Annotated in this window: 18 protein-coding genes; 5 read left to right on the forward strand and 13 right to left on the reverse strand. The window is 64.8% G+C overall.

The genetic code is table 11. The features are described from left to right. Positions 1–102: 102 nt before the first annotated feature. The 9 genes from A6V37_RS02385 to A6V37_RS02425 all read right to left on the reverse strand — a co-directional run bounded on the left by A6V37_RS02385 (position 103) and on the right by A6V37_RS02425 (position 12,999). Positions 103–2,367 (reverse strand): ATP-dependent DNA helicase, encoded by a 2,265-nt coding sequence (locus A6V37_RS02385; RefSeq protein ID WP_064265897.1) that lies wholly within the window; start codon positions 2,365–2,367, stop codon positions 103–105. Further along, positions 2,364–4,106: a VRR-NUC domain-containing protein gene (locus tag A6V37_RS02390; protein ID WP_064265896.1), complete on the reverse strand. Its 1,743-nt coding sequence runs from the start codon at positions 4,104–4,106 to the stop codon at positions 2,364–2,366. Before A6V37_RS02390 ends, A6V37_RS02385 begins: the two co-directional genes overlap by 4 nt. Positions 4,107–4,170: 64 nt before the next feature. After that, on the reverse strand, positions 4,171–4,755 hold the full coding sequence (locus tag A6V37_RS02395; RefSeq protein ID WP_064265895.1) for a LutC/YkgG family protein: 585 nt from the start codon (positions 4,753–4,755) through the stop codon (positions 4,171–4,173). After that, positions 4,742–6,136 carry a lactate utilization protein B gene (locus A6V37_RS02400; RefSeq protein WP_064265894.1) on the reverse strand — a complete coding sequence of 465 codons (1,395 nt, stop codon included), beginning with the start codon at positions 6,134–6,136 and terminating at the stop codon, positions 4,742–4,744. The genes A6V37_RS02395 and A6V37_RS02400 overlap by 14 nt, the downstream gene beginning before the upstream one ends. Next, the gene (locus A6V37_RS02405) at positions 6,133–6,876 is read right to left on the reverse strand and encodes a (Fe-S)-binding protein (protein ID WP_064285746.1); all 744 of its coding nucleotides are present in this window, start codon (positions 6,874–6,876) and stop codon (positions 6,133–6,135) included. The genes A6V37_RS02400 and A6V37_RS02405 overlap by 4 nt, the downstream gene beginning before the upstream one ends. A gap of 307 nt (positions 6,877–7,183) precedes the next feature. Continuing rightward, positions 7,184–7,930 carry a FadR/GntR family transcriptional regulator gene (locus tag A6V37_RS02410; protein WP_064265892.1) on the reverse strand — a complete coding sequence of 249 codons (747 nt, stop codon included), beginning with the start codon at positions 7,928–7,930 and terminating at the stop codon, positions 7,184–7,186. 257 nt (positions 7,931–8,187) lie between these two features. Then, positions 8,188–9,984 (reverse strand): S10 family peptidase, encoded by a 1,797-nt coding sequence (locus A6V37_RS02415; RefSeq protein ID WP_064285747.1) that lies wholly within the window; start codon positions 9,982–9,984, stop codon positions 8,188–8,190. Positions 9,985–10,165: 181 nt separating this feature from the next. Beyond that, positions 10,166–11,344 (reverse strand): pyridoxal phosphate-dependent aminotransferase, encoded by a 1,179-nt coding sequence (locus tag A6V37_RS02420; protein ID WP_064265890.1) that lies wholly within the window; start codon positions 11,342–11,344, stop codon positions 10,166–10,168. Positions 11,345–11,517: 173 nt separating this feature from the next. Continuing rightward, positions 11,518–12,999: an RNA polymerase factor sigma-54 gene (locus tag A6V37_RS02425; RefSeq protein WP_064285748.1), complete on the reverse strand. Its 1,482-nt coding sequence runs from the start codon at positions 12,997–12,999 to the stop codon at positions 11,518–11,520. Positions 13,000–13,419: 420 nt separating this feature from the next. Here A6V37_RS02425 and A6V37_RS02430 point away from each other — a divergent pair, with 420 nt between their 5' ends. After that, a complete protein-coding gene (locus A6V37_RS02430) occupies positions 13,420–13,758 on the forward strand; it encodes a BON domain-containing protein (RefSeq protein ID WP_064265888.1) in 339 nt (112 codons plus the stop codon). 105 nt (positions 13,759–13,863) lie between these two features. Here A6V37_RS02430 and A6V37_RS02435 read toward each other — a convergent pair whose 3' ends face one another. Continuing rightward, entirely contained in the window at positions 13,864–14,445 is a 582-nt protein-coding gene (locus A6V37_RS02435; RefSeq protein ID WP_064285749.1) for a glycine zipper domain-containing protein, read from the reverse strand. Positions 14,446–14,638: 193 nt separating this feature from the next. Between A6V37_RS02435 and A6V37_RS02440 the strand changes: the two genes are divergently transcribed. Then, complete coding sequence (locus A6V37_RS02440; protein ID WP_064285762.1) at positions 14,639–15,208, forward strand: FUSC family protein; 570 nt, start codon at positions 14,639–14,641, stop codon at positions 15,206–15,208. Positions 15,209–15,225: 17 nt separating this feature from the next. Here A6V37_RS02440 and A6V37_RS02445 read toward each other — a convergent pair whose 3' ends face one another. Then, positions 15,226–16,170 carry a cupin domain-containing protein gene (locus A6V37_RS02445; RefSeq protein WP_064265885.1) on the reverse strand — a complete coding sequence of 315 codons (945 nt, stop codon included), beginning with the start codon at positions 16,168–16,170 and terminating at the stop codon, positions 15,226–15,228. A 116-nt stretch (positions 16,171–16,286) separates the two neighbouring features. Between A6V37_RS02445 and A6V37_RS02450 the strand changes: the two genes are divergently transcribed. Further along, a complete protein-coding gene (locus A6V37_RS02450; RefSeq protein ID WP_064265884.1) occupies positions 16,287–16,658 on the forward strand; it encodes a carboxymuconolactone decarboxylase family protein in 372 nt (123 codons plus the stop codon). Between the two features lie 37 nt (positions 16,659–16,695). On the opposite strand, the gene A6V37_RS02455 is transcribed toward A6V37_RS02450, so the two are convergent. Continuing rightward, the gene (locus A6V37_RS02455; RefSeq protein ID WP_064265883.1) at positions 16,696–17,745 is read right to left on the reverse strand and encodes an aldo/keto reductase; all 1,050 of its coding nucleotides are present in this window, start codon (positions 17,743–17,745) and stop codon (positions 16,696–16,698) included. 216 nt (positions 17,746–17,961) lie between these two features. On the opposite strand from A6V37_RS02455, the gene A6V37_RS02460 reads away from it, so the two are divergent. Both A6V37_RS02460 and pdeR read left to right on the forward strand, forming a co-directional pair. Then, positions 17,962–22,557, forward strand: coding sequence for a DEAD/DEAH box helicase (locus A6V37_RS02460; protein ID WP_064285750.1), 4,596 nt, complete (start codon positions 17,962–17,964; stop codon positions 22,555–22,557). A gap of 204 nt (positions 22,558–22,761) precedes the next feature. Then, a complete protein-coding gene (pdeR, locus tag A6V37_RS02465; protein WP_064265881.1) occupies positions 22,762–24,765 on the forward strand; it encodes a cyclic di-GMP phosphodiesterase in 2,004 nt (667 codons plus the stop codon). A 75-nt stretch (positions 24,766–24,840) separates the two neighbouring features. Here pdeR and A6V37_RS02470 read toward each other — a convergent pair whose 3' ends face one another. Continuing rightward, positions 24,841–25,728, reverse strand: coding sequence for a crotonase/enoyl-CoA hydratase family protein (locus A6V37_RS02470; RefSeq protein WP_064265880.1), 888 nt, complete (start codon positions 25,726–25,728; stop codon positions 24,841–24,843). Positions 25,729–25,966: the final 238 nt, after the last annotated feature.

A 25,966-nucleotide genomic window follows, 5' to 3' on the forward strand; every position in this document is an offset into this window, starting at 1 on the left:
GCTGGCCGACGAGGCTGACCTGAGCGGCCACGTCCGCACGCATCCCCTTCTGACCCGTAACGGCACGCGCCCACGAGGTGCCGGCCCGTGGGCGCTTTTACCCTAGTGCACTTCCCACCAGCGCGGCAGCAAACGCCGCACTTCGGGCCGCCGGTACCGGTCGTCGATCAGATGCACCACCCCGCGGTCCTGCTCGGTGCGAATCACGCGCCCGGCTGCCTGCACGACCTTCTGCAAGCCGGGGTACAGATACATGTAGTCGTAGCCGTTGCCGAACTTCAGGTCCATCGTGCGGCGCATCTGTTCGTTGACCTCGTTCATCTGCGGCAAACCGAGCGTGGCGATGAACGCGCCGATCAGTTGCTCGCCGGCCAGATCGACGCCTTCCGAAAACGCGCCGCCGAGCACCGCGAAGCCCACGCCCTGGTTCGCGGTACGAAAGCGCGCGAGAAACGCATCGCGCGCGGCTTCGTCCATGCCCTGCTCCTGTTCCCAGACCGGCAGCTCCGGATGCCGCTCGCGCATCAACGCGACCACGCGCTGCAAGTATTCGAAGCTGCTCAGAAAGCCCAGATAATTGCCCGGCTGCGCCGAGTACTGCTGCGCGATCAGATCGACGATCGGCACCAGCGAACGCTCGCGGTCGCGCCAGCGCGTCGAGACATTGCCGGCCACGCGCACCTGCAACTGCTCCGCGCGAAACGGCCCTTCGACGTCGAGCCATTGCGTCTCTCCGGGCAGCCCCAGCGTGTCGCGGTAGAAATGATGCGGATTGAGCGTGCCCGAAAACATCACCGTGGTGCGCGCGGCGGCGTAGCGTGGCGCGAGAAACGGTGCGGGAATCACGTTGCGCACGCAGAGCGTGGCACTGGTTTTGTCGCGTGGCGCGTAGCGGTCCGTGGCGAGCGTCACGTCGAAAATCGAATGCTCGCCGAACTGCTCGGCTAGCGCGACGAAATGCATGGCGTCGAAGAAAAAGCGCAGTGACGCTTCGTCGATGGAAAGCGGCGCTTCGGCGAGCTGATCCGTGACGGCACCGATCAGATTCTGCGCGGCCGAAAGCAGTTTGCCGGGCACGTCCGTATAGACCTGATAGGTCCCGGTCTGCGCACGTTTGACAGCGTTCCATTCGCGTTGCAGCCGTTCGAGCGGCTTGCGCAAAGGGGCCGGCGCTGTCTTGCGCGCAAGCCTGAACGCCGCCTGATCGAGCGACGCGGTGTACATGCGCCGCGCACGGTCGAGCAGGTTGTGCGCTTCGTCGACCAGCACGCCCACGCGCCATTGGTTGATCTGCGTGAGCGCGTACAGCATGGCGCTGCTGTCGTAGTAGTAGTTGTAGTCGCCCACCACCACGTCGGCCCAGCGCGCCAGTTCCTGGGCCAGATAGTACGGACAGACTTCGTGGGCCAGCGCCGCTTCGCGCACCGCGCCGCGGCTCAGGTTCAGTCCGGCCAGCGCGGTGCTGCGCGCGTCGTCGAGCCGGTCGTAGAAGCCGCGCGCGAGCGGACAGGACTCGCCATTGCAGGCTTTGTCGGGATGCTCGCAGGCTTTGTCGCGCGCAACCAGCTCCAGGGTTCTCAGCGGCAAGCGCGCAGCGCCGCCGTTGAGCGTTTCGATGGCATCCAGCGCCAGCGCGCGGCCAGGCGTCTTGGCGGTCAGAAAGAACACGCGGTCGATCTGGTCCGCCGCACACGCCTTGAGCAACGGGAAAATCGTCGCCAGCGTCTTGCCGATGCCGGTCGGCGCCTGCGCCATCAGCGGCTTGCCGTCGCGTGCCGAGCGATACACCGACACCGCCAGTTCGCGCTGCCCACTGCGAAACGCCCCGTGCGGAAACTGCAACGCACCGAGCGCGGCATTGCGCGCGGCGCGATGCGCCTCTTCCTGCACGGCCCAATCGAGAAAGCGCTCGCAGTGTTCGACGAAGAAAACCTCCAGATCGCGCGCGCTATGCGTCTGCGTCAGTAGCACCTCCTTCTGGCTGCCGATATCGAAGTACACCAGCACTACCGTCAAATCCGCGAGCCCGCGTGCGCGGCACAGCAGATGTCCGTAGACGAGCGCCTGCGCCCAATGGAGCGCGCGGTGATTGGCGGGCATGCGCTCGAGATCGCCACGGTGAGTCTTGACCTCTTCAAGCCGGTTCGCTGCGGGGTCGTAGCCGTCGGCACGGCCGCGCACGGTCAGGCCGCGATGCGTGCCCGTCAGCGTGATTTCGCTTTCATAGCCGCTCGCGCGCCGCCCGGCGACCGTCGCATGGCCCGCCATGCCTTCGAGCGAAGTCGGCGCAGGAGTGAAGCGCAGATCCAGATCGCCGCGTCTGGCGGTGAACTCGCACATCGCCCGTACGGCCACCACGTAGGTCATGCGGGAGTCCCGGTGACGGCTTGCGCCACGCCGGCGTCGCCGGTGACGGGTTCATCCGCCCAGCGCACGTCGAGCACGCGCACCGGCATGCCGTGCTGAACACAGTACGCGAGCCAGCGAATCTGATTGTCCTGCAAGCGGTCGCCGGGCCCTTTCACTTCGATCAATTCGTAGCGGCGCTCCGCCGGCCAGAAGCGGATCAGGTCCGGCAGGCCCGAACGGTTGGCGCGGATATCACGCAGCAACCTCTCGAACCACAGCTTGAGATGCGCCGCGGGCAAGCAGTTGAGCGCCAGCGTGACGAGTTCCGTTGTCAGCATCCCCCAGAACACGAACGGCGACTGCAAGCCCGCCTTGCTGTGCAGATGCCGCAGGATCGTCTCGCGATAGGCGCCGCTGTCGAGTTGCGCGAGACAGGCGGCGAACTGCGGCGCGCGGCGCGCATGAAAATCCGGCGCGTGCAGATCGGCGGGACCGCGCTGGAACGGATGGAAAAATGCGCCGGGCAGTGCCGCGAACACCGGCTCCCAGCACAGGAGGCCGAACAGCGAGTTGATCAGCGCATTCTCGACGTAATGAACCGGCGCGGCCTCACAGGTCAGATGGTCGCGAGTGACGAATTCGACGGATTGCACCAGCTCGGGCCTCGGCAGCACCAGCGTGCCGCGTTCGACCGGCCGCTCCGCCACCACGCGTACCGCCGGCTCACCGCGTCTGCGCCGCAAACGCGGCAGCATGCGCGCCACGCGCTGGGCCTCTTCTTCGCTTTCCGGCGCGGCGGCGGCTTGCGAGACCAGCGCGTAGGCTTCGTCGAAACGTTCGCTGCGCTCCAGCACGCGAATGCGCCGATGACGCGCACCGGGCCACGCGCAACCCTCATAAACCGCGAGCGCGCCCGGCCAATTCTGTTGACGCTCGCAATGCTGGCCGATGCGGAACAGCAGCTTCGCGCGACGGGTTTCAAGCCACGGATTGGCGGTCTCGATAGCCCGGACCGCCGTGACGAGATCGTCGACGGCAGCAGCGTGTCTCTCACCGGCAGGCAGCCATTCGAGCGCTTCGCGGCACGCGTGCAGCGCGAGATAAACGTCGACGTCCGCGCGCTGCTGAAACGCGCGCGACGTTGGACTGAACGCCACTTTCTCGTACTGGAACACACCGAGGTCGGCCAGCACGAACTCCGACCATTCCTGGTGCAGATTGCCGAAGAACATCAGGCGCAGACGTTCGCACAACGGCGCGATGACGACACTGAGAACGCGATCCGCCGTTTGAGCGTGCCATGTATTGAGCGGGCGTGCCGCCGATTCGTCGCCGGTGTAAAGCGGTCGCAGCGTTTCCAGCAGATCGGGCTTGCGCAGGCTCTTTGCGCCGGGAATCAACGCGATGGCATCCGCGAAAATGTCGAGCAATTCGGCACGCGTGGTGAGCGCGAACAGTTCGTCGAGCGTGAGGCCGGGGTCGGTATCGATCCAGCCGAGCGCTGCGATCGGCGCGACCGCCTGCAACGGGCAGCCGATCTCCTCGTAAGACAGGCGGCTCGCGCGAAACAGCGTGCCTTTGCGCATCAGCATGCGCACCAGCAAGGCGCGCGAGGACTGAGGTAAGGCGGCGAACTCGCGGAGAAACGCGTGCTCGTGCGCGTCGAGCAGGTCGTCGTAACGCTGCGCGAGCCACGCGAGAGCGCGCTCGAAATTCAGCAGATAGTAGAGAGCATAGGGAGAGGCGTCTGTTGCCACGGCGCTTTCACGAAACCTGTATGTTTATACAGTTATGATAGCAAAGTCCGTGGCGCGGCAAGACTCACGTCCCCAGCCACACTACCGTCAACGAACGCACGCCTTGCGCGCCGCGAATCAGCACGCCTTCGATATCCGCCGTGGCCGACGGTCCGGTCACGAGCGCCGCAAAGCGGGCGTCGCGGAAATCGTCGCGCCGATACACGTCCTGCAAGCCATCGAGCAATTGCGCCGGATCGAGCAGCACGATGAGATGCTGCACGATATACCCCAGTGCGTTGACAACATACTCGCGCTCGCTCAACCAGACGGACCCGGTCTCGGCCACGCCGAAGCGCGCCCGCACCACGCCCACGTCGATATCCTGCAACAGGGCCGGCTCCATGTCGGTTGTGAGCGCGCGTGTGCCGGGCACTTCCGCTGCCGCCGAGGCGATGGATGCCTCCGCACCGAACCGCTCTCGAATCAGCGCACTCACCTCGCTCGCGGCCGATACTTCGACACAAGTGCCGCCCATTGCCTGCAACGCCGTCGTAAAGCGCGCGCGCAGATCGCCGCCCGCCGCGTTGAACAACGGCACGTCGGGCCGTGGCCGCGCCGGCGGCTGCGCCCGCCGCACCTTCGCCAGAAAATCCTCACGCGTTGCCATGACCGCCTCCACGATTCTTCTTGTACCAGGCGTGGAAGGTCAGCTTCGGCGCCTCCGGCAGCTCGCGTTGCCTGCCCCAGATATTGAGCGGGTTATACAGCACGAAATTCGGCAAGCGCCGCAACGCGCTGCCCATCGACGACACCGTCGCGCGATACAAGGTCGGGCTCGCCAGCAACCGGCCTGCCATTTTCAGCACTTCCTGTTTGACGAACGGCACCTCGTGATGCTCGGCGATCACCGTGCGCCATTTGTAGATCTGCTCGTGAATATTGATCTTCACCGGGCACACATTCGTACAGCTGCCGTTGAGCGTTGACGCGAACGGCAACGCGCTATAGCGTTTCAGATCGAACGTCGGATTGATGATCGCACCGATCGGCCCCGAGTACGTGCCGCCATACGACAGCCCGCCGCTGCGCCGGTACACCGGACAGGTGTTCATGCAGGCACCGCAACGGATGCACTTGAGCGAGTACCAGAAATCCTCCATCGCAAGCCGCTCGGAACGGCCGTGATCGACGAGGATGAAATGCATCTCGGTGCCCGGACGCGGCGCGCGGAAATGCGAGGTGTACTGCGTGATCGGCGAGCCGAGCGCGCTGCGCGACAGCATGCGGATGAACACGCCGAGGTCCGAGACCTTCGGAATCAGCTTCTCGATGCCGATCGACGCAATATGCAGCGGCGGCACATTGGCCGACAGGTCCGCATTGCCTTCGTTAGTACACACGACTACCGTGCCCGTCTCGGCGACCGCAAAATTGCAGCCTGTCATGCCGGCCGTCTTCTCGCGCAGGAAGTACGGGCGCGTGTTCATCCGCTGGCTCTCCGCGAGGTAGTGGATGTCGCTATTTTGCGGATCGGTGCCAATGGTGCGGCCGAACAGTTCGGCGACGTCCGCGCGCAGTTTGTGAACCGCCGGCACCACCATGTGGCTCGGATCCTGATGATCGAGCTGCTGGATGCGTTCGCCCAGGTCGGTTTCCATCACCGTGATGCCGCGCGGTTCGAGATACTCGCGCATCTTGCATTCGTCGGTGAGCATCGACTTGCTTTTGACCAGCGTGGTCATGCCGCGCTCGGACATGAGCTGGTGCACGAGCGCGTTGTGCTCTTCGGCCGTGGCGGCCCAATGAACCTTGACCCCGTTCGCCTCTGCTGCGGACGCGAACTGCTCCAGATAGCCGGCCAGATGCGAGAGCGTGTGCTCCTTGATGCCCGAGGCCAGCTCGCGCAGCGTCTCCCACTCGGCCATGCCGTGCGCCTGCGCGTCGCGCTTCTCGCGCAAATCCCACAGGCGCCGGTCGTGAAACGCCACGTGCTCCGTCTTGCCGATGAAAGCCCCGGCGGCTTTCGCGTGATCGATCCGGTTGCTCATGCGCGTGCTCCATTCAGGATCTGCGCGATATGGATGAAGCGCGCGTCCGCCTTCATGCGTTCCGCGCAGCCTTGCTGATGCATCAGGCAAGACATGTCGCCCGACACGATGTACTCGGCGCCCGCGTTCAGGTGATCGCGCACCTTGTCCTGCCCCATGCGCACCGACACCGGCTCTTCGGTCACCGAGAAAGTGCCGCCAAAACCGCAGCATTCGTCGGGCCGCGCCGGCTTGACGAACTCGATGCCCTTCACGCCTTCGAGCAGCGTACGCGGCTTCGAGAACGGCGTGCCCGCGACCTCCGAAATCGACGCTTCCTTCAGATGCCGCAGCGCGCTGCAACTGTTGTGCAGGCCGACGCGATGCGGAAACTCGGCCCACGGAAATTCACGCGCGCCGACCACGTCATGCAGAAACTCGACGAGTTCGTAAGCGTTCGCCCGGACCTTCTTCACCTCGTCGGTCTGCTCGAGCGCCGTCAGATGCTCGCGTACATGATGGATGCAGCTCGCCGACGGTCCGACGATGTAGTCGTAGCCCGCGAAGTTGCGCGCGAACACGCGCTCGGCGCCGGCTGCCTCGGCATGCGCGCCGCTGTTCGCCATCGGCTGGCCGCAGCAGGTTTGCTCCTGTGGATAGTCGACTTCGAGGCCGAACCGTTCGAGCAATTCGAGCGTGGCGATGCCCACTTCGGGATAAAACGCGTCGATGAAGCACGGAATAAACAGGGCGACTTTCATAAGCTCATTGAAATCAGAAACGGCACCAGGCGATTTGCCTACTCTACTGCGGAATCAGACCGGCGAGCGTGTGCGCCGGCGCGGCGCACCGGCATGACCAACGCGGCTGACCGGCAAGCATGCAGCTCGGCAGTTTTCTTGCTGCTGACTCCATGATTTCCCGAATTTAGTCAGACTGGTATTGTTGGTCTGACCAAGAATATATGGAAGTCGGCGGACGGTGTCAACCGGGTGATTGGCGAGGAATGGGGCCGCGGTGGTGAGCGGCCTGCGGGACAGTTACCGGCTGGGCGCGGCAGCCGGTCAATCAGGAAACGACGCTCGGCGAAGGCTTCGCCGCGTCTTCGCGGTACATCTCGCGCACGTAGGTGAGGTGGCGCTCGGCCGCCTTGCGGGCCTTTTGCGCGTCACGCGCCATGACGGCGTCGTAGATGGCCTGGTGCTGGCTCATCAACTGCTTTTCCATGGCGTCGTCATAATCGATCAGCCGATGGTACTGGCGCATACCTTCGCGGATCAACGTATGGATGCCGTGCATGACGTGCGCAAGCGCGATATTGTGCGTGGCGTCGGCAATTGCCAGGTGAAACGCAGCGTCCAGTTCCGCAAGGTTCACGCGATCCTGCGACAACGAGCCGGCCTTCAACGCCTCGAACGCCGCGGTGATCTTGCGCAGGTCGGCGGCCGTGGCGCGTTCGGCGGCATACACCGTCGAAATCGATTCGAGCCCCTGGCGCAATTCCAGAATGTCGGCGCTGGTGCGCGGATTTTGCAGCAGCAATTCGGCGAGCGGCTTGGAGATGATCGGTGCCGTGACGTCGACCACCGTGAAGCCGCCCCGCCCCGAGGTCTCGATGTAGCCGTCCGCTTCCAGCCGGATCAGGGCTTCACGCAGCGAGGGCCGCGACACGCCGAGCTGCGTGGCCAGATCGCGTTCGGCCGGCAACCGGTCGCCGGGCATCAGCGTGCCGTCGGAGATCAGTTGCTTGATCTGGTCGGACACCACGTCGGAAAGTCGCTTACGCGTGAAGGACTGGATCGGACGAAATTCCATGGGCGATGGTGAGCGAAGCTGGTGAATGAAGCCGGTTGGTGAAGCGAAGATCAGGCACAAGACAGCGGCGTGGACGCAACGTGATACAACGCTGAACCACGGCGCGACGGTGAACGAATTATACCGTTCAACAGTGCGAGTCGAATCCGCGCGCGCGGCGCGTCGGCCACGGCTGAGCGCTGGCACCTGCAATAGCCGCCAGCGTTGCCGCCCGCGAGTTGCCCGCGCCGCATTCGCGATACCGCAGCGCCCGCAACCTAACGTGCCCCCGCCGCGTAGAAACTCGCCAGATCGCGCTTGAGCACGTGCAAGGCCGCATCGTCGAGATAGATCATGTGGCCGGTCGGATAGTACGCGATCCGCACGTTGTCGCGCAGCGCCCCGTCAATGCCCAGATGCGCAAGCGCGTACTCCGTCGCGTAGAACGGCGTGGCCAGGTCGAAATAGCCGTTCACGGACAACACGCGCAGTTGCGGATTCTGCCGCATCGCCTCAGCCAGATCACCGGCCGCATAGGGCACCGACAAGTGTTCGCCCCACCATTCGCGATGCTTCCAGTCCCACTGGGTCAACGCTTCGTCGTTGAACACGCGATAGGTGTCGGTGGGCGTGAAATGCAGGTCCTCGGTGAGATGCTTATGCAACGCGGCGTCGAAAGCACTCGACACGCCGCTCACCGAGGCGTCGAAATCAGGCCGCTCGGACACGCTGTCGAAGTCGATCCCTTCGAAGCGCGCGTCGTAGCGGCCGACGCTGCGCGCCTGATCGCGCAGCAATTCACTGCGATAGCGCGACGGATAGAGACGCAAACGGCTGCGCTTCACGTAGCCAACGTCGAGTCCGGTGAACTGAGCGACGCGCGCGGCGATGGCGTCGCGCTCGGCGTCCGGCAGCGCGTCGCCCTGCGCGAGCGCCTGCGCATAAGGTCCGCGAGCGAAGGCCCGTGCTTCGTCGAGAAAGGCCGGCAGGCTGGCCGGCTTCGGCACGATCTTGTTGTGATACCAGGCAATCGCCGCAAAGCTCGGCAGATAGCTTTCACTCTTGAAATCCGAGCCCGGTGAGAACGCGGATGAATCGAGCACCGACGACAGCAGGATCACGCCGTTGATCGCGATATTGTCCTGTCCCAGCTGATACGCGAGCATCGCGGCACGCGCGGTGCCATATGATTCGCCGAGCAGATACTTCGGCGAATTCCAGCGCTGATTCACCGTCAGATAGCGGTCGATGAACTGTGAAAACGCGGCAAGATCCTTGTCGACGCCCCAGAAATCCTTGCCCGTGCCGCGGCCGACGACCTTCGAAAGCCCCGCGCCGACGGCATCGATAAATACCAGATCGGTGGTGTCGAGCAGGCTGTCGGGATTGTCCTCCAGCGTGTACGGCGCGGGCGGCGTCCCGGCGGGACTCGCGGTATGCACCCGCTTCGGCCCGATCGAACCGATCATCAGGAACACGGTGCCGGCACCCGGACCACCGTTGAAGAGAAAAGTGACCGGCCGCGTGGCGGGCGTTTTGCTGGCCACGGTGTAGGCGACATAGAAGACGCTCGCATTGGCCTGGCCGGTCTTGTCGCGTAACAGCAGACTGCCGGCCGTTGCCGTGTAGTCGATCTTGCGGCCGTCGAGCTGGATCGAGTGCCGGGTCACCGAGGTCGTTTCCGGCGGCACCGGGATAGGCTGCGATGCGGGATTCGCGTTACGCGGTGGCGCACTGCCCGACGCCTCGCTGGATGCGGCGACTGGCACCGCCGACGGGCGGCTCGCGCGCGCCGGCGTGGCGTGCGGCTGCTGGTCCGTCTGCCCGTTCACGTCCGGGCGTGCATTGGATGTTTCGGTCTGAACGCGAGGGGTGTCGGGTTCCGGGGTTGCCGCCTCCGACGCTGCCGCTTCGGCGCTCATCCCGGCATCGGGCGAATCGCCAGGTTCCGCGGCCGCGCACATCTGGCTGAACACGGCGAGCACGGCAAGCAGGAGCGCGACGGCCACGAGCGCGACCGCCGCCGATCCCGCCATCAACGGTTGGCGCAACGAGAAATAAATGCGAAGGCCCATGGGGTTCCCGACGACGAGTCGATATGCGCCGATGTCCAGAGTGTTCCAGCTTAAGACGAATTCGGCGCTGGATTCTTGATGCAAGCCTCGCCGGCGTCAATCGAAAGGCAGCGGCTTACTCATCACCGTGCCGCCCGTATTGACCGCGATGCATATCTTGCCAAAGCGCGAAGACGCTTCCTCACCGGGCGGGCAATGCGCCGACAAATGCGGCAATCCGCTCGCATGCATCGACCAGTTGTGCTTCGTCGACGACAAAACCCAGCCGCACGAAGCCATTCGCGGTCTCGCCAAAGGCACTTGCATTGAGCACGGACACGCCCTGCGCGCGAAACAGCTGCCACGTGAAGTCGACCGTGTCGAGGCCCGTGCCACTGACGTCGACCATCATGAACATGCCCGCCTCGGGTAGCAGACAACGCAGGCCCGGCACGCGATGCAGGCGCTCGAACACCACGTCGCGCCGGCGCCGGTAAATGGCGCGCATTTCGGCGGCAATCTGCGTCTTGTTCTGCAAAGCGGTCAAGGCGGCCTGCTGGATGAAGCCCGGCAAACCATAGAGCATGGCCAGCGCGAGCCGCCCCATATGCTCGATCAGCTCAGTGGGGCCGATCGCCCAGCCCACGCGCCAGCCCGCCATGGCATGCGACTTCGACAAACTGCCGAGCGTGACGGTGCGCTCCGCCATGCCGGGCAGCGAGACGATGCTGACATGTTCGCGCTCGAAGGTCAGTTCCGCATACACCTCGTCGGAGAGCACCCACAGATCATGCTCGCAAGCGAGCCGCGCGATGCGTTCGAGATCTTCGCGTTGCATCACCACACCGGTCGGATTGCACGGGGTCGCGAAAAAGATCGCTCTGGTGCGCGGCGTGACGGCCGCTTCGAGCGCGTCGCAGTCGACGTGAAAGGCCCGCTCCCGGTCGACCGGCACCGCCACGAGCGTGGCGCCCGCCGCGCGCACGCAGGCCTCGTAGGTCAGATACATCGGCTCGGGGACGATCACTTCGTCGCCCTCTTCCAGCAGGCACAACGAGGTGGCAAACACGGCGTTCTGCGCCCCCGCCGTCAGGATCACGTTGCTGGCGCTCGCGGCGCAGCCGGTCATGCGCGCGTGTTGTTCGGCAATCGCGGCACGCAGCGGCTCGCGGCCGGACACCGCGCTGTAATGGGTATCGCCGCCACGCAGGGCCTCGACCGCGCGCTCGACGATCGGCGCGGGCGTCGCGAAGTCGGGGTCGCCAACGCTCAGCACGATGACATCTTCGCCATTGGCCAGCGCCTGCTGCGCGACCCGATGGATTTCCCATGCCGACGTGCGCCGGCCTTGCAAACGCTCGACCCGATTCGAATACTTCATTGGCCCGCCCGGTTTTTTTCCTTGACCTGCCAATGTAAAGGGGCGAGCAGGATACGTCCAGATACGAAAAAGCGCCACGCGAGCGGAACAGCTCGCGTGGCGTAACCGAACCCCCGTTCGACAGATCAGCGAGACAGCAAGGACGGCACGAGCACCGCGGTGTCCGCGTGCGCTCAAACCTGGCGGCGCAATTCCGCCGGCGGCAGCTTCATCAGATGCCGGTATTTCGCCACCGTGCGGCGCGCGACCAGCACGCCCTGGGCGGCGAGCATTCTGGCGAGCGTCACATCCGAGAGCGGATCGCGCGTGTTTTCCGCGGCGATCATTTCCTTGAGCAGCGCGCGCACGGCCGCGGCCGAACAGGTGCCGCCGCTTTCCGTGCCAAGCTCGCGAGGGAAAAAGTGCTTGAACTCGAAAATGCCGCGCGGCGTCGCCATGTATTTGTTGCCGGTGGCCCGCGAAATGGTGGATTCGTGCAGGCCGAGTTCGTCGGCGACATCGCGCAGCACCATCGGCTTGAGCGCGATTTCGCCGTACTGGAAGAACGCTCTCTGATGCGCGACGATGCATTCCGCCACACGCTGAATCGTATCGAAGCGCTGCTGCGCATTGCGGATCAGCCAGCGCGCTTCCTGCAATTGCTGCGCGAGCGGCGAGCGGCTCGTGCCGGACGACTGCGCGAACAGCTCCGCGTACATGCGATGGATGCGCGCGCGCGGCTGCACCGCCGGATTGATCGTCACGACCCACTTGTTGCGCACCTGACGCACGATCACGTCCGGCACCACGTAGTTGTCTTCGGCACGGCCGTAGCAGTCGCCTGGCTTCGGGTCCAGCTTGCGCACCAGCGCGCAGGCTACCCGCAGTTCTTCGGCCTCGCAGCCGATCTGCTTCTGCAGTTCGGCCTGTTCGCGGCGCGCGAGCCGCTCCAGATGATGTTCGACGATTTGCCGCGCCACGTCGCGTCCCGGCGTATCGGCCGGCAACGCGTTCAACTGCAGCGCGAGGCACTCGGACAACGAACGGGCTCCCAGACCGGGCCGGTCGAGCGATTGCACGAGACGCAGCGCCACCAGCAGTTCTGCTTCGGTCAATTCAGGTTCGAGGTCGACGGTACTCGCCAGGTCGGCGAGGTCCTGGCGCAGATAGCCGTCGTCGTTGAGCGCCTCGACGATGAAGCGGGCCACCGCGAGGTCACGGTCGTCGAGCCGGCACAGACGCAGCGCATCGTGCAACTGCTCGCGCAAGGTCGGTTGCGACCGCGCCCATTCACCGGGGTCGCTACTGGCCGAATCGCCGTTTTGCCGCGTCGAACCGTGGCTGCCGTACTCGCCGGCGAAGTCACCAGGCATCTCGTCCTGGCCCGCGCTTGCTAGCGTCCCGTCAGCGCCGGCTTCGGCCGGCAGCGAATCGGCTTCGGCAGTGGCGACCGTGTCGGCCGCGGGCAGCCCGCCGGCGTCTTCGCCCGGTGTGACGGTGGCAAGCGCCACGTCTTCCGTTTCCGACGAGTCGTACTCGAGGAACGGATTGGTGTCGAGCGCCGTGCGCAATTCCTGCTGGAACTCCAGCGACGACAACTGCAACAGACGCACCGATTGCTGCAGACGCGGGGTGAGTGCGAGAGATTGCCTTGTGCGTAGTTCAATTGACGGCATGGTTGTGAGTCCCGTTGGTGGCAGGAAGTGGCCGGTAAGGTGCGTTTAAAAATGATTCGTAACGTCTTCCGAGCAACTGCCGTACCAGCGCACGCAACACGCTGTTTTTTCTACGCTTTGCATTTTCGGGTCCGCTAATTGCGCAGCCCGTCGGGCGCCTTTTTTACAAGAACCCGGCAAATTCCGGCCGCCGGTTCCACCCGCCGCATGAGCGAATTCCTGGGTGCCGCGGCATCCGATTCCTCATCCGGAATGCTTGCAGCGTCACGGCTTTCCTATGAAGGATGCCGCGCGCACGGGGTGCTGGGCACAGCACTTGCGGACGAACACCGTGTGGACTCACACCAGTCCCTGCGCTGTGAATTGCCCTTTGTGCAGGTGACAGGACCGCCATTCCCATCAACATCCAAAGGAGAATCCATGAAGACCCTCTCACTTCTCAAGACCGCCGGCAGCATCGCGTGTATCGCATTCGCGTTGAACGCCACGGCGCAAACCACCGCTCCGGCTCCGTCCGCTTCATCCGAGACCGTCGGCCAGCATATCGACGACGGCACCATCACCACCAAGGCCAAGGCCGATCTGCTTGCCGCCAGCAACGTCAAGTCGACGCATATTCACGTGAAGACGCGCAAGGGCGTGGTATGGCTCACGGGTTCGGTGCCGTCCGCCGACGACAAGGCCGCGGCCGGTGAAGTAGTGGAAGCCGTGAAGGGCGTGTCGAGCGTGAAAAATCATCTGAAGATCGCCGCCGAGTAAGATCGGTCGATTGGGTTGGGAGCGCTGGTTTCGCGCTCCCACTTGATTGTCATGCGGGCTGGCCGCTGGTGAACGAACCTGTGCGCACCTTCACGCACCTGAGCCTCAGGCGTGCCTTTCCGTGAATTCGTTGAGCGGCTCCGGCTGCTTCAGCGGATCGAAGTCGGCCCAGCGCCCCTGCTGCCAGCGGCCGCTCGCGCGCTCGATCGCCGCGCCCCCTGCTTCGCGCAACACGCGCGCGGCATCGAATTGATTGTCCGACGACACATGCACGGCAACCAGCACACCGGAGGCGCGCATCTCCTCGTAAAACGGCCAATGGTGGGCGGCGTGGCCGCCGTCGCGCGTGCGCAACATCGCGCCGACCATCGAGCCGATATAGGCGCCGACGCCCGCTGCAATCAGGGATACGAGAATCGGCGCCGCAAACGCCGCGAAGATGCCAACCCCCACCGCCGCACCGACGACCGCGCCGAGGGTGACATGCATGCCAGCGTGTTTAGGCCCGGCCAGCGAGCCCGCGCCCGCGTGGACATCGCCTACTGCATGATGACGCGCGTGCTGGCCGCGCGGATTGACGAAAAACAGCGTGACGTCTTCTTCGACGAAACCTGCGTTAAAAAGCTTTTGGGCCGCGTCTTCAGCGGCGGGAAAAGTCGTGAAACGTGCTGCGACGATGAGTGACATGAGGCCTCCTTGCATCGTTGAATAGCGTTCGCGAACCAGGCCGTCTGCGCTGAACAGTCCGCTCTACAACACTACGCCTTCAGCGCCGTCCTGGTCGAGTACTTCCGCAGCGCCCGGTCTGTCCCTTCACGAAAGTCGATTCGAATCGCTAGAATGCGGAACTCCCATGCTGCATTCACGCCCCGCCCATTCCATGACCCCACCTGACGATTCAGGACGGACGGCACAAGCGAGCGCCGCTGATTCGCTGTTTACCTTTCTCAAGTCGCTGCCGTTGCGCGCGCGCCTGATGGAAGGCGGCTTCATGGCCGTGCAGGCGGTCGCCGGCGCGAGCCTCGCGTTCACGATCGCGCGCGCGTTACATACCGAGGAAGCGTTTTGGGCGGCGATCACGGCGATCGCGGTCAGCCAGCACAGCTATACCGACACCCGCAAGCTGTCGCGCGACCAATTCATCGGCGCCATGGTCGGCGGCATATGCGGTTTCGCCGGCGCCACGCTGGGCAGCGGTTACTTCGCGGCGTATGCGGCGACCGTGGCTGTCGCCATCGTGATCTGCTGGATCGTGAACGTGGGCAGCGCGGCGCGGCTGGGCGGCATTACCGCGACCATCATGCTGCTCGCGCCGGGCGTGGGTCCGGTGTGGGACAAAGCCTTGCTGCGCCTCGCCGAAGTGACGATCGGCACGGTCTGCGCGCTGCTGGTCGCCGCCGTCATGTCATGGCTCGAGAAGCGCTGGATCGGCGAATCGGACAAGCGCTAATCAGACACTAATCAGGATTACTCCGCATCGTTCTCCGGCGTGCCGCGCCGGTATCGTCCCGGCGTGACGCCCACGCTTTGCTGGAACGCCTTGCCGAACGCGGCCTCCGATTGATAGCCCACTGCTTCGCCGATTTCGGCCGCGCTGCGCTTCGTGCGTCGCAGCAGATCGCAGGCGATCGCCATGCGTATCTGCGTAAGAAAGTCCATCACCGTGATGCCGGCGCGCTCGTTGAAATGGCGCGCGTAAGTCGCGCGCGACATTGCCGCGAGCTCGCCGAGTTCGGCTATGGTCCACGCACGCTCGGGCGCATTCAGCATGCCTTGCACGGAGGCACCCAGCCGCGCGTCGGCGAGCAGCGCAAGCATGCCGGAGGTCGACGCGTCCTGCTCGCCATGCACGCGCAACGCCATGGCGAAAAGAGCATGGCTCAGGGCGGTGACGATGGCGAGCGCGCCCGGCTGACGCCGCTCGGCCTCGCCGCGCATCACCGCGATGACCGTTTGCAGCGAGCCCAGCGTCTGCACGCCGCTTAGCGAAACGTGCAGCGGATCGGGCAACGCGTTCAGCAGCAACGCGGATGAGCCCGGCGCATAGAAAAAGCGCCCGCACAGGAGATCGAGATCGGCGGGCGCGCTTGCGTCCGCGCTCCCGCCGCTGCGGCGCACGGGCAGCATGCCGTCGTGACCCAGCGTTGGCGGCGCTGCGGCCGCCGAACGCCGCAGGTCGCGCACACGGTGCGAAGCGCCACGCGGAAACAGCATGAAATCCCCCGCCTGCAACGCATGCTGCGCGCCGTCGGCGGTTTCGACGATGCACCCGCCGTCGAGCACCAGATGAAATGGCGCAATGCCCGCTTCCAGTTGCCCGTGATCGATATCGAAGGCGCCCGAGAGCAGGCAGCGCAGATCGAGGCTGGCTTGGGGCCGGGCGAGGTCGATCAATCGGCTAAGCGTATCCATGAGACGGCCGCGCTAAAAGTTGAGCGAATCGAGTATTCAGGATATCGCCACGCGGCGCAATACTCCTCTCACGACGCCGGCACCCGCCGGCGCGCAACGGATCAAGGAGCATTGCCATGTTGAACTGGATCGATTACCGCAAAGAACTGGTCGGCCGCATCGGCGAGATCGGCAAACTGTCGCCGGAAACCGTCAGGGGATATCAGGCGCTGTCGGGCGCCGGCCAGAAGAAGGACCTGCTCGGCGCCAAGACGCGGGAACTGATTGCGCTCGCCGTCGCGGTCAGCTTGCGGTGTGATGGCTGTATTACCGTGCACACGGCCGAAGCGCTGAAGCACGGCGCCACGCGCGACGAAATCGCCGAAGCACTGGGTGTGGCAGTCGCGATCAATGCGGGGGCGGCAATGGTGTACTCGGCGCGCACGATGGATGCCGCGGCGGCGTATACGGCCGAAGCGGCGGGCGCAGCCGAAGCCGCCGCGGAGTAAGTACGGCTGGCGGCGAGCTGCGCGCCGGCCACTACCGCTACGCCGGATGCCGCATCTCTTCAAGCTGCTTGCGGCGCGGCTCGCCCTGGCGCGCCAGCATCCAGCCAGGGTATTCGGCGGGCAGCGTGCTGACCTGATCGAGCTTCGCGAGTTCATCCGCGGTGAGCGAGACACCGGTGGCCGCGATATTGTCGTCGAGCTGCTCGACCTTCTTCGCACCGACGATCACCGACGTCACCACGCGCTGATGCAGCAGCCACGCCAGCGCGATCTGCGCCACTGACACGTGCTTCGTTTCGGCGATGGCGCGCATCACGTCGATACAGTCGTACGCGCGCTCGCGGTTCACCGGCGGAAAATCGAAGCTCGTGCGACGGCTGCCCGCTTCGCCCTGCTGCTCGCGCCCGTATTTGCCACTCAGCAAACCGCCCGCGAGCGGACTCCACACCATCAGGCCGAGGCCTTCGCTCTGCAGCATCGGCACGAGTTCGCGTTCGAGGTCACGGCCCGCCAGCGTGTAATACGCCTGCAGCGTTTCGAAGCGCGCGAGCCCGTGGCGCTCCGCGATGCCCAGCGCCTTGACGATCTGCCACGCGGCCCAGTTCGACACGCCGACATAGCGCACATTGCCGTGCTGCACCAGCGTGTCGAGCGCACGCACGGTTTCTTCGATCGGCGTGGCCGGATCGAAACCGTGGATCTGATACAGGTCGACGTGATCGAGCTGCAGGCGCTTCAGGCTCGCCTTCACACCGTCGATGATGTGATAGCGCGACGCGCCGCGCGCGTTCGGAAACTCGGCGGTCTGGCCGAACACCTTGGTCGCCACCACCACCTTGTCGCGCGGCACCTTGAGGTTCTTCAGCGCCTGGCCCGTGATCTGTTCGGACAGGCCGTCGGCATAGACGTCGGCCGTGTCGATGAAATTGATGCCCGCGTCGAGCGCCCGGCCGACCAGCCGCTCCGCGTCCGCCTGCTGCAGATCGCCGATCTGCTTCCAGATGCCGTCGCCACCGCCGAAGGTCATCGTGCCAAGACATAATTCTGAAACAAACACACCGGTACGGCCCAACTGGTTGTATCGCATCGTCGAGACTCCACTGTCGATTCGCGGGTGAGTGAGGCGTAGAGAGTACTGCAATTGCCAAAATCCGGTTAGCGAGGGCCGAAGCGGCGAGCAAACGCAAGCACTCTTCGGCAAAGCGCCGGTAAACCTGCCAGACTGATTGATTCCTGCACCTTGCAACCGGCCTGCTTTCGCCGCCTTCCGGATATGGCTCGCCCTGCCCCCGTCCATGCCAGCATGACTTCGCCTTCGAACACCGCCACCGCGCTGGACGCAGCGCCCGCCACCACGCCGTCCCGTTCCGGCAAGGTGCCCGCGAGCGGCCGTTCAACGGCCGAGGTGCTGAACACACCAGACACGTCAGACACACTGACCGCGCCGAATGCGCTGGCCGGGTTCCATCCCGCGGTAGCCGGCTGGTTTCTGAAAACCTTCCCCGCCCCGACCGCCGCCCAGGCCGCCGCCTGGCCGCAGATTCGCCGTGGCCGCTCGACCCTGGTGGCGGCGCCGACGGGCTCGGGCAAAACGCTCACCGCCTTCCTGTCCGCCCTCGACGACCTCGTCCAGCAGGGCCTCGCCAACGGCGGCGCGCTGCCTGATGAAACGCTGGTGGTCTATGTCTCGCCGCTCAAGGCGCTGTCCAACGACATCCGCATCAATCTGCAGGTGCCGCTGCAAGGCATCGCCGCCGAACTCGATGCGCGCGGCCTGCCGCCGCTCGACATTCGCACGGCCGTGCGCACTGGCGACACCAGCCAGCAGGAACGCAACGCGTTGCGAAAGCGCGCGCCGCATGTGCTCGTCACCACACCGGAATCGCTTTACGTGCTGCTCGGGTCCGACTCGGGCCGCCGCATGCTTGCCACCGTGCGTACGGTGATCGTCGACGAAATCCATGCGCTTGCCGGCAGCAAGCGCGGCAGCCATCTCGCCCTCAGCCTGGAGCGGCTCGACGCGCTGTGTCAGCGGCGCCTGCCACGCATCGGCCTGTCCGCGACGCAAAAGCCGGTGAGCGCCGTCGCGCGCTTTCTGGTGGGCGGCGCAGGCATCGACAGCGGCCTGCCCGCCGACTGCGCGATCGTCGACGTGGGTCATATCCGCGAGCGCGACCTCGCGTTGGAGATTCCGCCCGTGCCGCTCGAAGCGGTGATGGCCAACGAGGTCTGGGAGCGCGTCTACGACCGCCTTGCCGAACTGGTAGCGATGCACCGCACTACGCTGGTGTTCGTCAACACGCGCCGCATGGCCGAGCGCGCCGCGCGCCATCTGACGGAGCGGCTCGGCAAGGACGTGGTGGCCGCGCATCACGGCAGCCTCGCCAAAGAGCATCGTTTCGAGGCCGAACAGCGGCTGAAACGCGGCGAATTGCGCGTGCTGATCGCCACGGCGGCGCTGGAGCTCGGCATCGATATCGGCGACGTCGATCTGGTCTGCCAGATGGGCTCGCCGCGCGCGATCGCGCCGTTCCTGCAACGCGTCGGACGCTCGGGCCACCACGTCGGCGGCATGCCCAAGGGCCGGCTTTTTCCGGCTTCGCGCGACGATCTGATCGAATGTGCGGCGCTGCTCGATTGCGTGCGGCGCGGCGAACTCGACGCGCTGCGGATTCCGCGCGCGCCGCTCGATGTGCTCGCCCAGCAGATCGTCGCGGAAGTCTCGAGCGCCGAGTGGCACGAGGACGCGCTTTTCGAGCTGATGCGGCGCGCCGCGCCCTACGCGGAACTGACGCGCGAGCAGTACGACGACGTGCTGCGCATGCTCGCCGAAGGCTACACGAGCCGCCACGGTCCGCGTGGCGCCTATATCCATCGCGACGTGGTGAGCGGCACGTTGCGCGGCCGGCGCGGCGGCAAGCTGGTGGCGGTCACCTCGGGCGGCACGATCCCCGAAAACGCGGACTATGCGGTGGTGCTCGAACCGCAGGCGATCCAGATCGGCACCGTCAACGAGGACTTCGCGGTCGAAAGCCTGGCCGGCGACGTGTTTCAGCTCGGCAACGCGTCATACCGGATTCTGCGCATCGAAAGCGGCCGGGTGCGGGTCGAGGACGCGCAGGGACAGCCACCGAACATTCCGTTCTGGCTCGGCGAGGCGCCCGGACGCAGCGATGAGCTGTCGTTCGGCGTGGCGCGGCTGCGCGAACAGATCGAGCGGCTTCTCGAAGGACCGGATTTGTCGCCGCGGTCCGTGGCAAACGGCACCGGTACGTTGGCCGCGAGGTCGGCCGATACATTGGCCGCGACGTTGGCCGATACCTTGCCCGCCCGTCTCGAACGCGCTATCGACTGGCTGGTGGACGAACTCCGTCTCGACGAAGCCGCCGCGCGTCAGATCGTCGACTATCTCGCCCGTGCGCGCGCCGCGCTCGGTGTGCTGCCCACGCAGAACACGCTGGTCATGGAGCGTTTCTTCGACGAATCCGGCGGCACGCAACTGGTCATTCACGCGCCGTTCGGAAGCCGGGTGAACCGCGCGTGGGGCCTCGCGCTGCGCAAGCGCTTTTGCCGCACCTTCAATTTCGAACTGCAAGCGGCCGCAACGGAAGACGCCATCGTGCTGTCGCTAACGGGCAGCCACTCGTTCGTGCTCGACGAAGTGTGGCGCTATCTGCACTCGAACAGTGCCGAACACCTGCTGATCCAGGCGCTGCTCGATGCGCCGCTGTTCGGCGTGCGCTGGCGCTGGAGCGCCACCATCGCACTCGGCTTGCCGCGCTACACCGGCGGGCGCAAGACCGCGCCGCAACTGCAGCGCATGCGCAGCGAAGATCTGCTGGCACACGTGTTTCCCGACCAGGTGGCGTGCCTGGAGAACGTGGTCGGCGAACGCGAGCTTCCGCATCATCCTTTAGTGGACCAAACCGTCGACGACTGTCTGCACGAAGCGATGGACAGCGAACGCTGGCTCGCGCTGCTGCGCCGCATGGAACAGGGTGACGTGACGCTGGTTGCGCGCGATTTGCCGGCGCCCTCGCCGCTTGCCGCCGAAATCCTCACCGCCAAGCCGTACGCCTACCTCGACGACGCGCCGCTCGAGGAACGCCGCACCCAGGCTGTGCTGAACCGCCGCTGGACCGATCCGTCGAGCGCCGACGATCTCGGTGCGCTCGACGCCGCCGCCATCGACAGCGTGCGCGACGAAGCCTGGCCGCAAGCGCGCGACGCCGACGAGATGCACGAAGCGCTGACCGGCCTCGCTTGCATCACCGAGGCTGAAGCGCGGCATAACGCGGGCTGGCCGGCATGGCTCGCAACGCTTGCTGAATCCGGCCGCGCCACCCGGCTGTCGCTCGGCGCCGGCGACGCCTTATGGCTGCCCATAGAACGTCTCACCTGTTTTCAGTCGCTCTATCCCGACGCACGATTCGAACCACCGCTCACCGCGCCCAAAGGCTACAACGACAACTGGAACGCCGACGACGCCCTGCTCGACACACTCCGCGCGCGTCTGACGGGTTTCGGCCCGTTGCCGGCGAGCGCGATTGCGCACACGCTGAGGTTGCCGGCGGCATCGGTCGAACAAAGCCTCACACGTCTCGAAGCCGAAGGCTATGTGATGCGCGGGCGCTTCACACCGCACACCACCGAAGAGGAATGGTGCGAACGCCATCTGCTTGCGCGGATACACCGCTACACGGTGAAACGCCTGCGGCGCGAAATCGAGCCGGTGGAACGGCACGACTTCATGCGCTTTCTATTCGAATGGCAGCATTTGACGCCGGACACCCGCAGCGAAGGTCGCGATGCGCTGGCGGCGGTGCTCGACCAGCTCGAAGGCTTCCAGGCCGCGGCCGGCGCGTGGGAAGACGACATCCTGCCGGCCCGCGTAAGGGCCTATTCGAATACTTCGCTCGACGAACTATGCCGGGCCGGCAAGATCGTCTGGACACGCCTGACGGAGCGCGCACGCGGCGCGACGGGGCCGGTGCGCAGCACGCCGGTAGTCCTGCTGCCGCGCGCGCAGGTACGCGTCTGGAGCGCCTTGCTCGCCCCTTCGAAACCGTTGGAGCTGTCGGCCCGCGCGCAATCCGTGTATGACACGCTGGCACAACATGGGGCGATGTTCTTCGACGAATTGCTGGCGGAAGTTCGCGTATTGCGTATCGAACTGGAAAACGCGCTGGGTGAACTGGTGGCGGCCGGGCTCGTGAATTCCGACAGTTTCGCGGGCTTGCGTGCCTTGCTGAAACCGGCGGCCAAACGCCATGCGTTTTCCGGCAACGGGCGCGCGCGTGCAGGTGCGGGTGCGCTGATCGGCGGCATGGACGACGCGGGGCGCTGGGCACTGGTGCGCCGGCCCGCCGCCGTCGCGGACGAACCGGTGCAGCAGCGCCGCGGGACATTGCCGCCGGAGGTGCTGGAGCACGTCGCGATGACCTTGTTGCGCCGTTATGGCGTGGTGTTCTGGCGTTTGCTCGAACGCGAGGCCGAGTGGCTGCCGCCCTGGCGGGACCTGCTGCGCGTGTTCCAGCGACTCGAAGCGCGCGGCGTCATTCGAGGCGGTCGTTTTGTGAACGGTCTCGCGGGTGAACAGTTTGCGTTGCCGGAAGCAATTCCCGTGCTGCGCCACGTGCGGCGGCATGCAAACGACAAACCAAACGACAAAGCGAACGGCAATGCTTTTGTCTGTGTCGCCGGCGCCGATCCGTTAAATCTTGCGGGCACTTTGCTGGTGGGCGAACGTGTACCCGCGGTAGCGGGAAATCGGATTTTGTATCGCGACGGCGTCGTCGTGGCCACACTCATCGCGGGGGCATTCTGGTTCGAACCGTCACTGGAAACGGTTCCGCACGAGCGGGAACGGGCTCGCGGGTGGCTGGCGCAACGCTTTTAATTCATTTAGCGCGCGTGCGAATCGCATAAATGATGGGATTTTCGCGACAAAAGAGCCCTAAAGCTACGAATATTACTGACCGTTAATCTTTATAGGCCCGATTTTCGGCCGCTTCGTTACAATGAGACAGTCTTAAGTATGATGAAGACTGTATGCCGACTTCGCCTCGACGGCTGTCACCGGCATACACGGCCCGGGGATTTCATGAACGACGACCAACACGATCAGGTGCTTTTTGCCCAGTTCGGCACAAGCAGCCCATGCTGGCGTTTGTCCAACGACAGCAATGCGCTCGAGCTCACGCCCGTAACCGGTGACGTGCCGGTTAATGTCGCCATTCCGCTGAATCCTCAACAGGCCTCGCAAATCCGCTGCCTCACCGGTGTCACTTCGCATCTCGTTCTCGACGTGCGGATGTTCGGCGAACCGTTGCGCCTGCACCTGGTCGGCAGAAAGATCAACAGCAACACCTGGGCCGGCACGGCCTCGGCTTATGACGACACCGAATCGGTGGCCCGCGATCTCGTCAACGGTCTTTCGTTCGCCGAACAAGTCGTCTCCGAAGTCAATTCGGTTGTGGTGATCGTCGACCGGCATGGCCGGATACAGCGCTTCAACCGGCTCGCCGAGGAGCTCACCGGCGTCAAGGAAGAGAACATCGTTGGCCGCAACGTGTGGGCGCTGTTCATGTCCAGCGAAGACGGCGCCGCCTCCAGCCAGAACATCGCGGGCTTCTTCAATCGCGGCGTGTCATACGAAGTCGAGCGGCGCGTCAAAACGGTGCATGGCGAGCGGCTCTTCCTGTTCCGCAACAAGTTCGTGCGCAGCGGCAGCGGCGTCGACGAACAATATCTGATCTGCTCAGGCACGGACATCACCGAGGAACGGCTCGCCCAGGAACGACTCACCGAACTCGCCAACACCGACTCGCTCACCGGCCTCGCGAATCGCAACGCGATCCAGGACAAGATCCGCGCCGCCATCGAAGAGGCCGCGCCGGGCGAAACCGTCGGCGTGCTGTTCCTCGATCTCGACAACTTCAAGAAGGTCAACGATCACTACGGCCACGTATTCGGCGACCGCCTGATTCGCGACGTGTCGACGGCCATCAGCAGTTGCCTGAACGAAGGCGACGCACTGGCGCGCCTCGGCGGCGACGAATTCATCGTGCTCGCAGCGAAGGGCACCGCGCACGAACTCGAGGCCACCGCGCAGCGTATTCTCGAGCGCATGCGCACACCGTTCAGCCTCGGCCTGGTCGAGGTCTACACGGGCTGCTCGATCGGCATCGCACGGTATCCGGAACATGGCGACAGCCTGGAGTCGCTGATCCGTTCGGCCGACACGGCCATGTACGTCGCCAAAGACGAAGGCAAGCGCACGCACCGCGTGTTCTCGCCGGAAATGAACCGCAAGGTCGCCGAGTACATGTGGCTCGACACCAACCTGCGGCGCGGTATCGAAGAGGGCCAGCTCACCCTGCACTACCAGCCCAAGCTCTCGCTTGCCACCGGCGTGGTGCAAGGCGCCGAAGCGCTGGTGCGCTGGAATTCGCCGGAGCGCGGGCAGATCATGCCAGTGGAGTTCATTCGCTATGCCGAAGAGTCTGGTCTGATAGGCGTGCTGGGCCGCTGGGTCATGGAAACCGCCGCGAGGCAGGCCGCCAAATGGAAAGCCGACGGCTATAACTTGCGCATCGCGATCAACGTGTCGGCGCGGCAGCTGGTCGATACGGCCGTGGTCCGCCATTTCAGCGAGGCGATGCAGCGCGCCGGTCTCGCGCCGTGCCTGATCGACCTCGAACTGACCGAGAGCTGCCTGATCGAAGACGAAGCGGCGGCGATCGAACTGATCAAGCAGTTCCGCCAACTGGGCGCCCAGGTTCATCTGGACGACTTCGGCACGGGCTACTCGTCGCTGTCGCAACTCGGGCGCATTCCGCTCGACGTCATCAAGCTCGACCGCAGTTTCGTGCGCTCCATCAATGCCGACACCAAAGCGCAAGCCCTCGTTCGCTCCATGGTGGCGGTCGCGCAGGAACTGAACTTCAAGGTGGTCGCCGAAGGCATCGAGACTGAATCGGAAGAAGTGTTCATGAAGGGCCTGGGGGTCGACTACGTGCAGGGCTACCTGTACGGTCAGGCCATGCCCGCGCCTGAGTTCGAACGCTGGTTGCTGGACAGGCAGAAGCTCAGGCTGATTGCCTGAGCTTCCGCGCGTCCCGCGGGAAAGCCCCTCGATAGACCACTCACTTGCCAACCGCCGCGCTCGAAGCCGGTAAGCTCAGGCGAAATTCGCCGTGGTGAGCGCCGTCTGACGCATATTCGAGGTCCGGCGATTCTGCAGCGTGACCAGCCGCTCCATGAAGGCGAGATCCTTCTCCTCGATCGAGAAGGCGGCTTCCACCCAGTCCTCGGTAATCTCCATCAGCTCCGCGCGCGAGAGTTGCAGCACGCGCTGGCGCGCCCGCAACATCGCACGGATGCCGTTCATCTTCGGCTTGAGGGTATCGATGAACGTGCGCGTCGCGACGTAGCCTTCGCCCGGTTCGAACAGCTGATCGACCAGCCCCTTGCCGTAGTGCCATTCGGCGGTGTGCGATTCCCCCATGCCGATCAGTTCCTCGGCGAGCCGCATGCCGGTTTTGCGCGCCACCAGTGAATAGCCGCCCATGCCCGGAAACAGGTTGAAGGCGATCTCCGGGAAACCCATGCGCGCGTCGTTCTGCGCGAGCAGATAATGATGCGCGAGCGCGGCCTCGAAGCCCCCACCGAGTGCCGTGCCCTCCACCATCGCGATCGAAATCGCTCCCGTATCGAAACCGCGCGCCGCCGCGTGTACGCAATCGACACAGGCCCGCGCGTAAGCCATCAGCTCATGGCGCCTGCCGGAGCGGATCGCCTCAGCAAAAAAATCCAGATCCCCGCCGACGTTGTACATGCCGGGAATCAACGAACCGGTCACCCAGAAGTCGATTGGCAAGCCTGACTCTCGTGCTGCCTGCGCGAGTTCCAGAATGTCGTGCACCAGGTCGAGATTGAAACAGGGACGCGGCTGCGCCCGCAACATCATCCACATGACATTGCGGCCTTCTTCGTAGTACGCGGAAATTTGGGAAAGATTACCGGCTTCGAGGAAGGGACGGCAGGCGTGATGGTTATGCAGATTCATTTTGAACGGTCCTTTTGAGGTTAAACACTGGCATTGCAATGCGAGCCTAAGGCAGACCGGATTCGGATGGGAGCGGGGTAACCAACAGAACAATGCAAGCCGCGCTCAAAGCCCCGCCAGCAAACGCTCCAGAGAGGGGACGCGCTTGCGCGAGAGATAAGCGAAGCGCAAACGCTTGCGCACCGAAAATGGGCGAAATTAGCCCACCAATGTGCGCACGACGAGTGGCAACGCACCT

Origin of the sequence: Paraburkholderia ginsengiterrae (assembly GCF_001645125.1) — a bacterium.
GTDB lineage: Bacteria > Pseudomonadota > Gammaproteobacteria > Burkholderiales > Burkholderiaceae > Paraburkholderia > Paraburkholderia ginsengiterrae.

Bases quoted from the DNA above. Each gene is read 5' to 3' on its own strand.
- A6V37_RS02385 (WP_064265897.1), bottom strand. From the start codon at position 2,367: ATGACCTACGTGGTGGCCGTACGGGCGATGTGCGAGTTCACCGCCAGA.
- A6V37_RS02395 (WP_064265895.1), bottom strand. From the start codon at position 4,755: ATGGCAACGCGTGAGGATTTTCTGGCGAAGGTGCGGCGGGCGCAGCCG.
- A6V37_RS02400 (WP_064265894.1), bottom strand. From the start codon at position 6,136: ATGAGCAACCGGATCGATCACGCGAAAGCCGCCGGGGCTTTCATCGGC.
- A6V37_RS02405 (WP_064285746.1), bottom strand. From the start codon at position 6,876: ATGAAAGTCGCCCTGTTTATTCCGTGCTTCATCGACGCGTTTTATCCC.
- A6V37_RS02410 (WP_064265892.1), bottom strand. From the start codon at position 7,930: ATGGAATTTCGTCCGATCCAGTCCTTCACGCGTAAGCGACTTTCCGAC.
- A6V37_RS02415 (WP_064285747.1), bottom strand. From the start codon at position 9,984: ATGGGCCTTCGCATTTATTTCTCGTTGCGCCAACCGTTGATGGCGGGA.
- A6V37_RS02420 (WP_064265890.1), bottom strand. From the start codon at position 11,344: ATGAAGTATTCGAATCGGGTCGAGCGTTTGCAAGGCCGGCGCACGTCG.
- A6V37_RS02425 (WP_064285748.1), bottom strand. From the start codon at position 12,999: ATGCCGTCAATTGAACTACGCACAAGGCAATCTCTCGCACTCACCCCG.
- A6V37_RS02430 (WP_064265888.1), top strand. From the start codon at position 13,420: ATGAAGACCCTCTCACTTCTCAAGACCGCCGGCAGCATCGCGTGTATC.
- A6V37_RS02435 (WP_064285749.1), bottom strand. From the start codon at position 14,445: ATGTCACTCATCGTCGCAGCACGTTTCACGACTTTTCCCGCCGCTGAA.
- A6V37_RS02440 (WP_064285762.1), top strand. From the start codon at position 14,639: ATGACCCCACCTGACGATTCAGGACGGACGGCACAAGCGAGCGCCGCT.
- A6V37_RS02445 (WP_064265885.1), bottom strand. From the start codon at position 16,170: ATGGATACGCTTAGCCGATTGATCGACCTCGCCCGGCCCCAAGCCAGC.
- A6V37_RS02450 (WP_064265884.1), top strand. From the start codon at position 16,287: ATGTTGAACTGGATCGATTACCGCAAAGAACTGGTCGGCCGCATCGGC.
- A6V37_RS02455 (WP_064265883.1), bottom strand. From the start codon at position 17,745: ATGCGATACAACCAGTTGGGCCGTACCGGTGTGTTTGTTTCAGAATTA.
- A6V37_RS02460 (WP_064285750.1), top strand. From the start codon at position 17,962: ATGACTTCGCCTTCGAACACCGCCACCGCGCTGGACGCAGCGCCCGCC.
- pdeR (WP_064265881.1), top strand. From the start codon at position 22,762: ATGAACGACGACCAACACGATCAGGTGCTTTTTGCCCAGTTCGGCACA.
- A6V37_RS02470 (WP_064265880.1), bottom strand. From the start codon at position 25,728: ATGAATCTGCATAACCATCACGCCTGCCGTCCCTTCCTCGAAGCCGGT.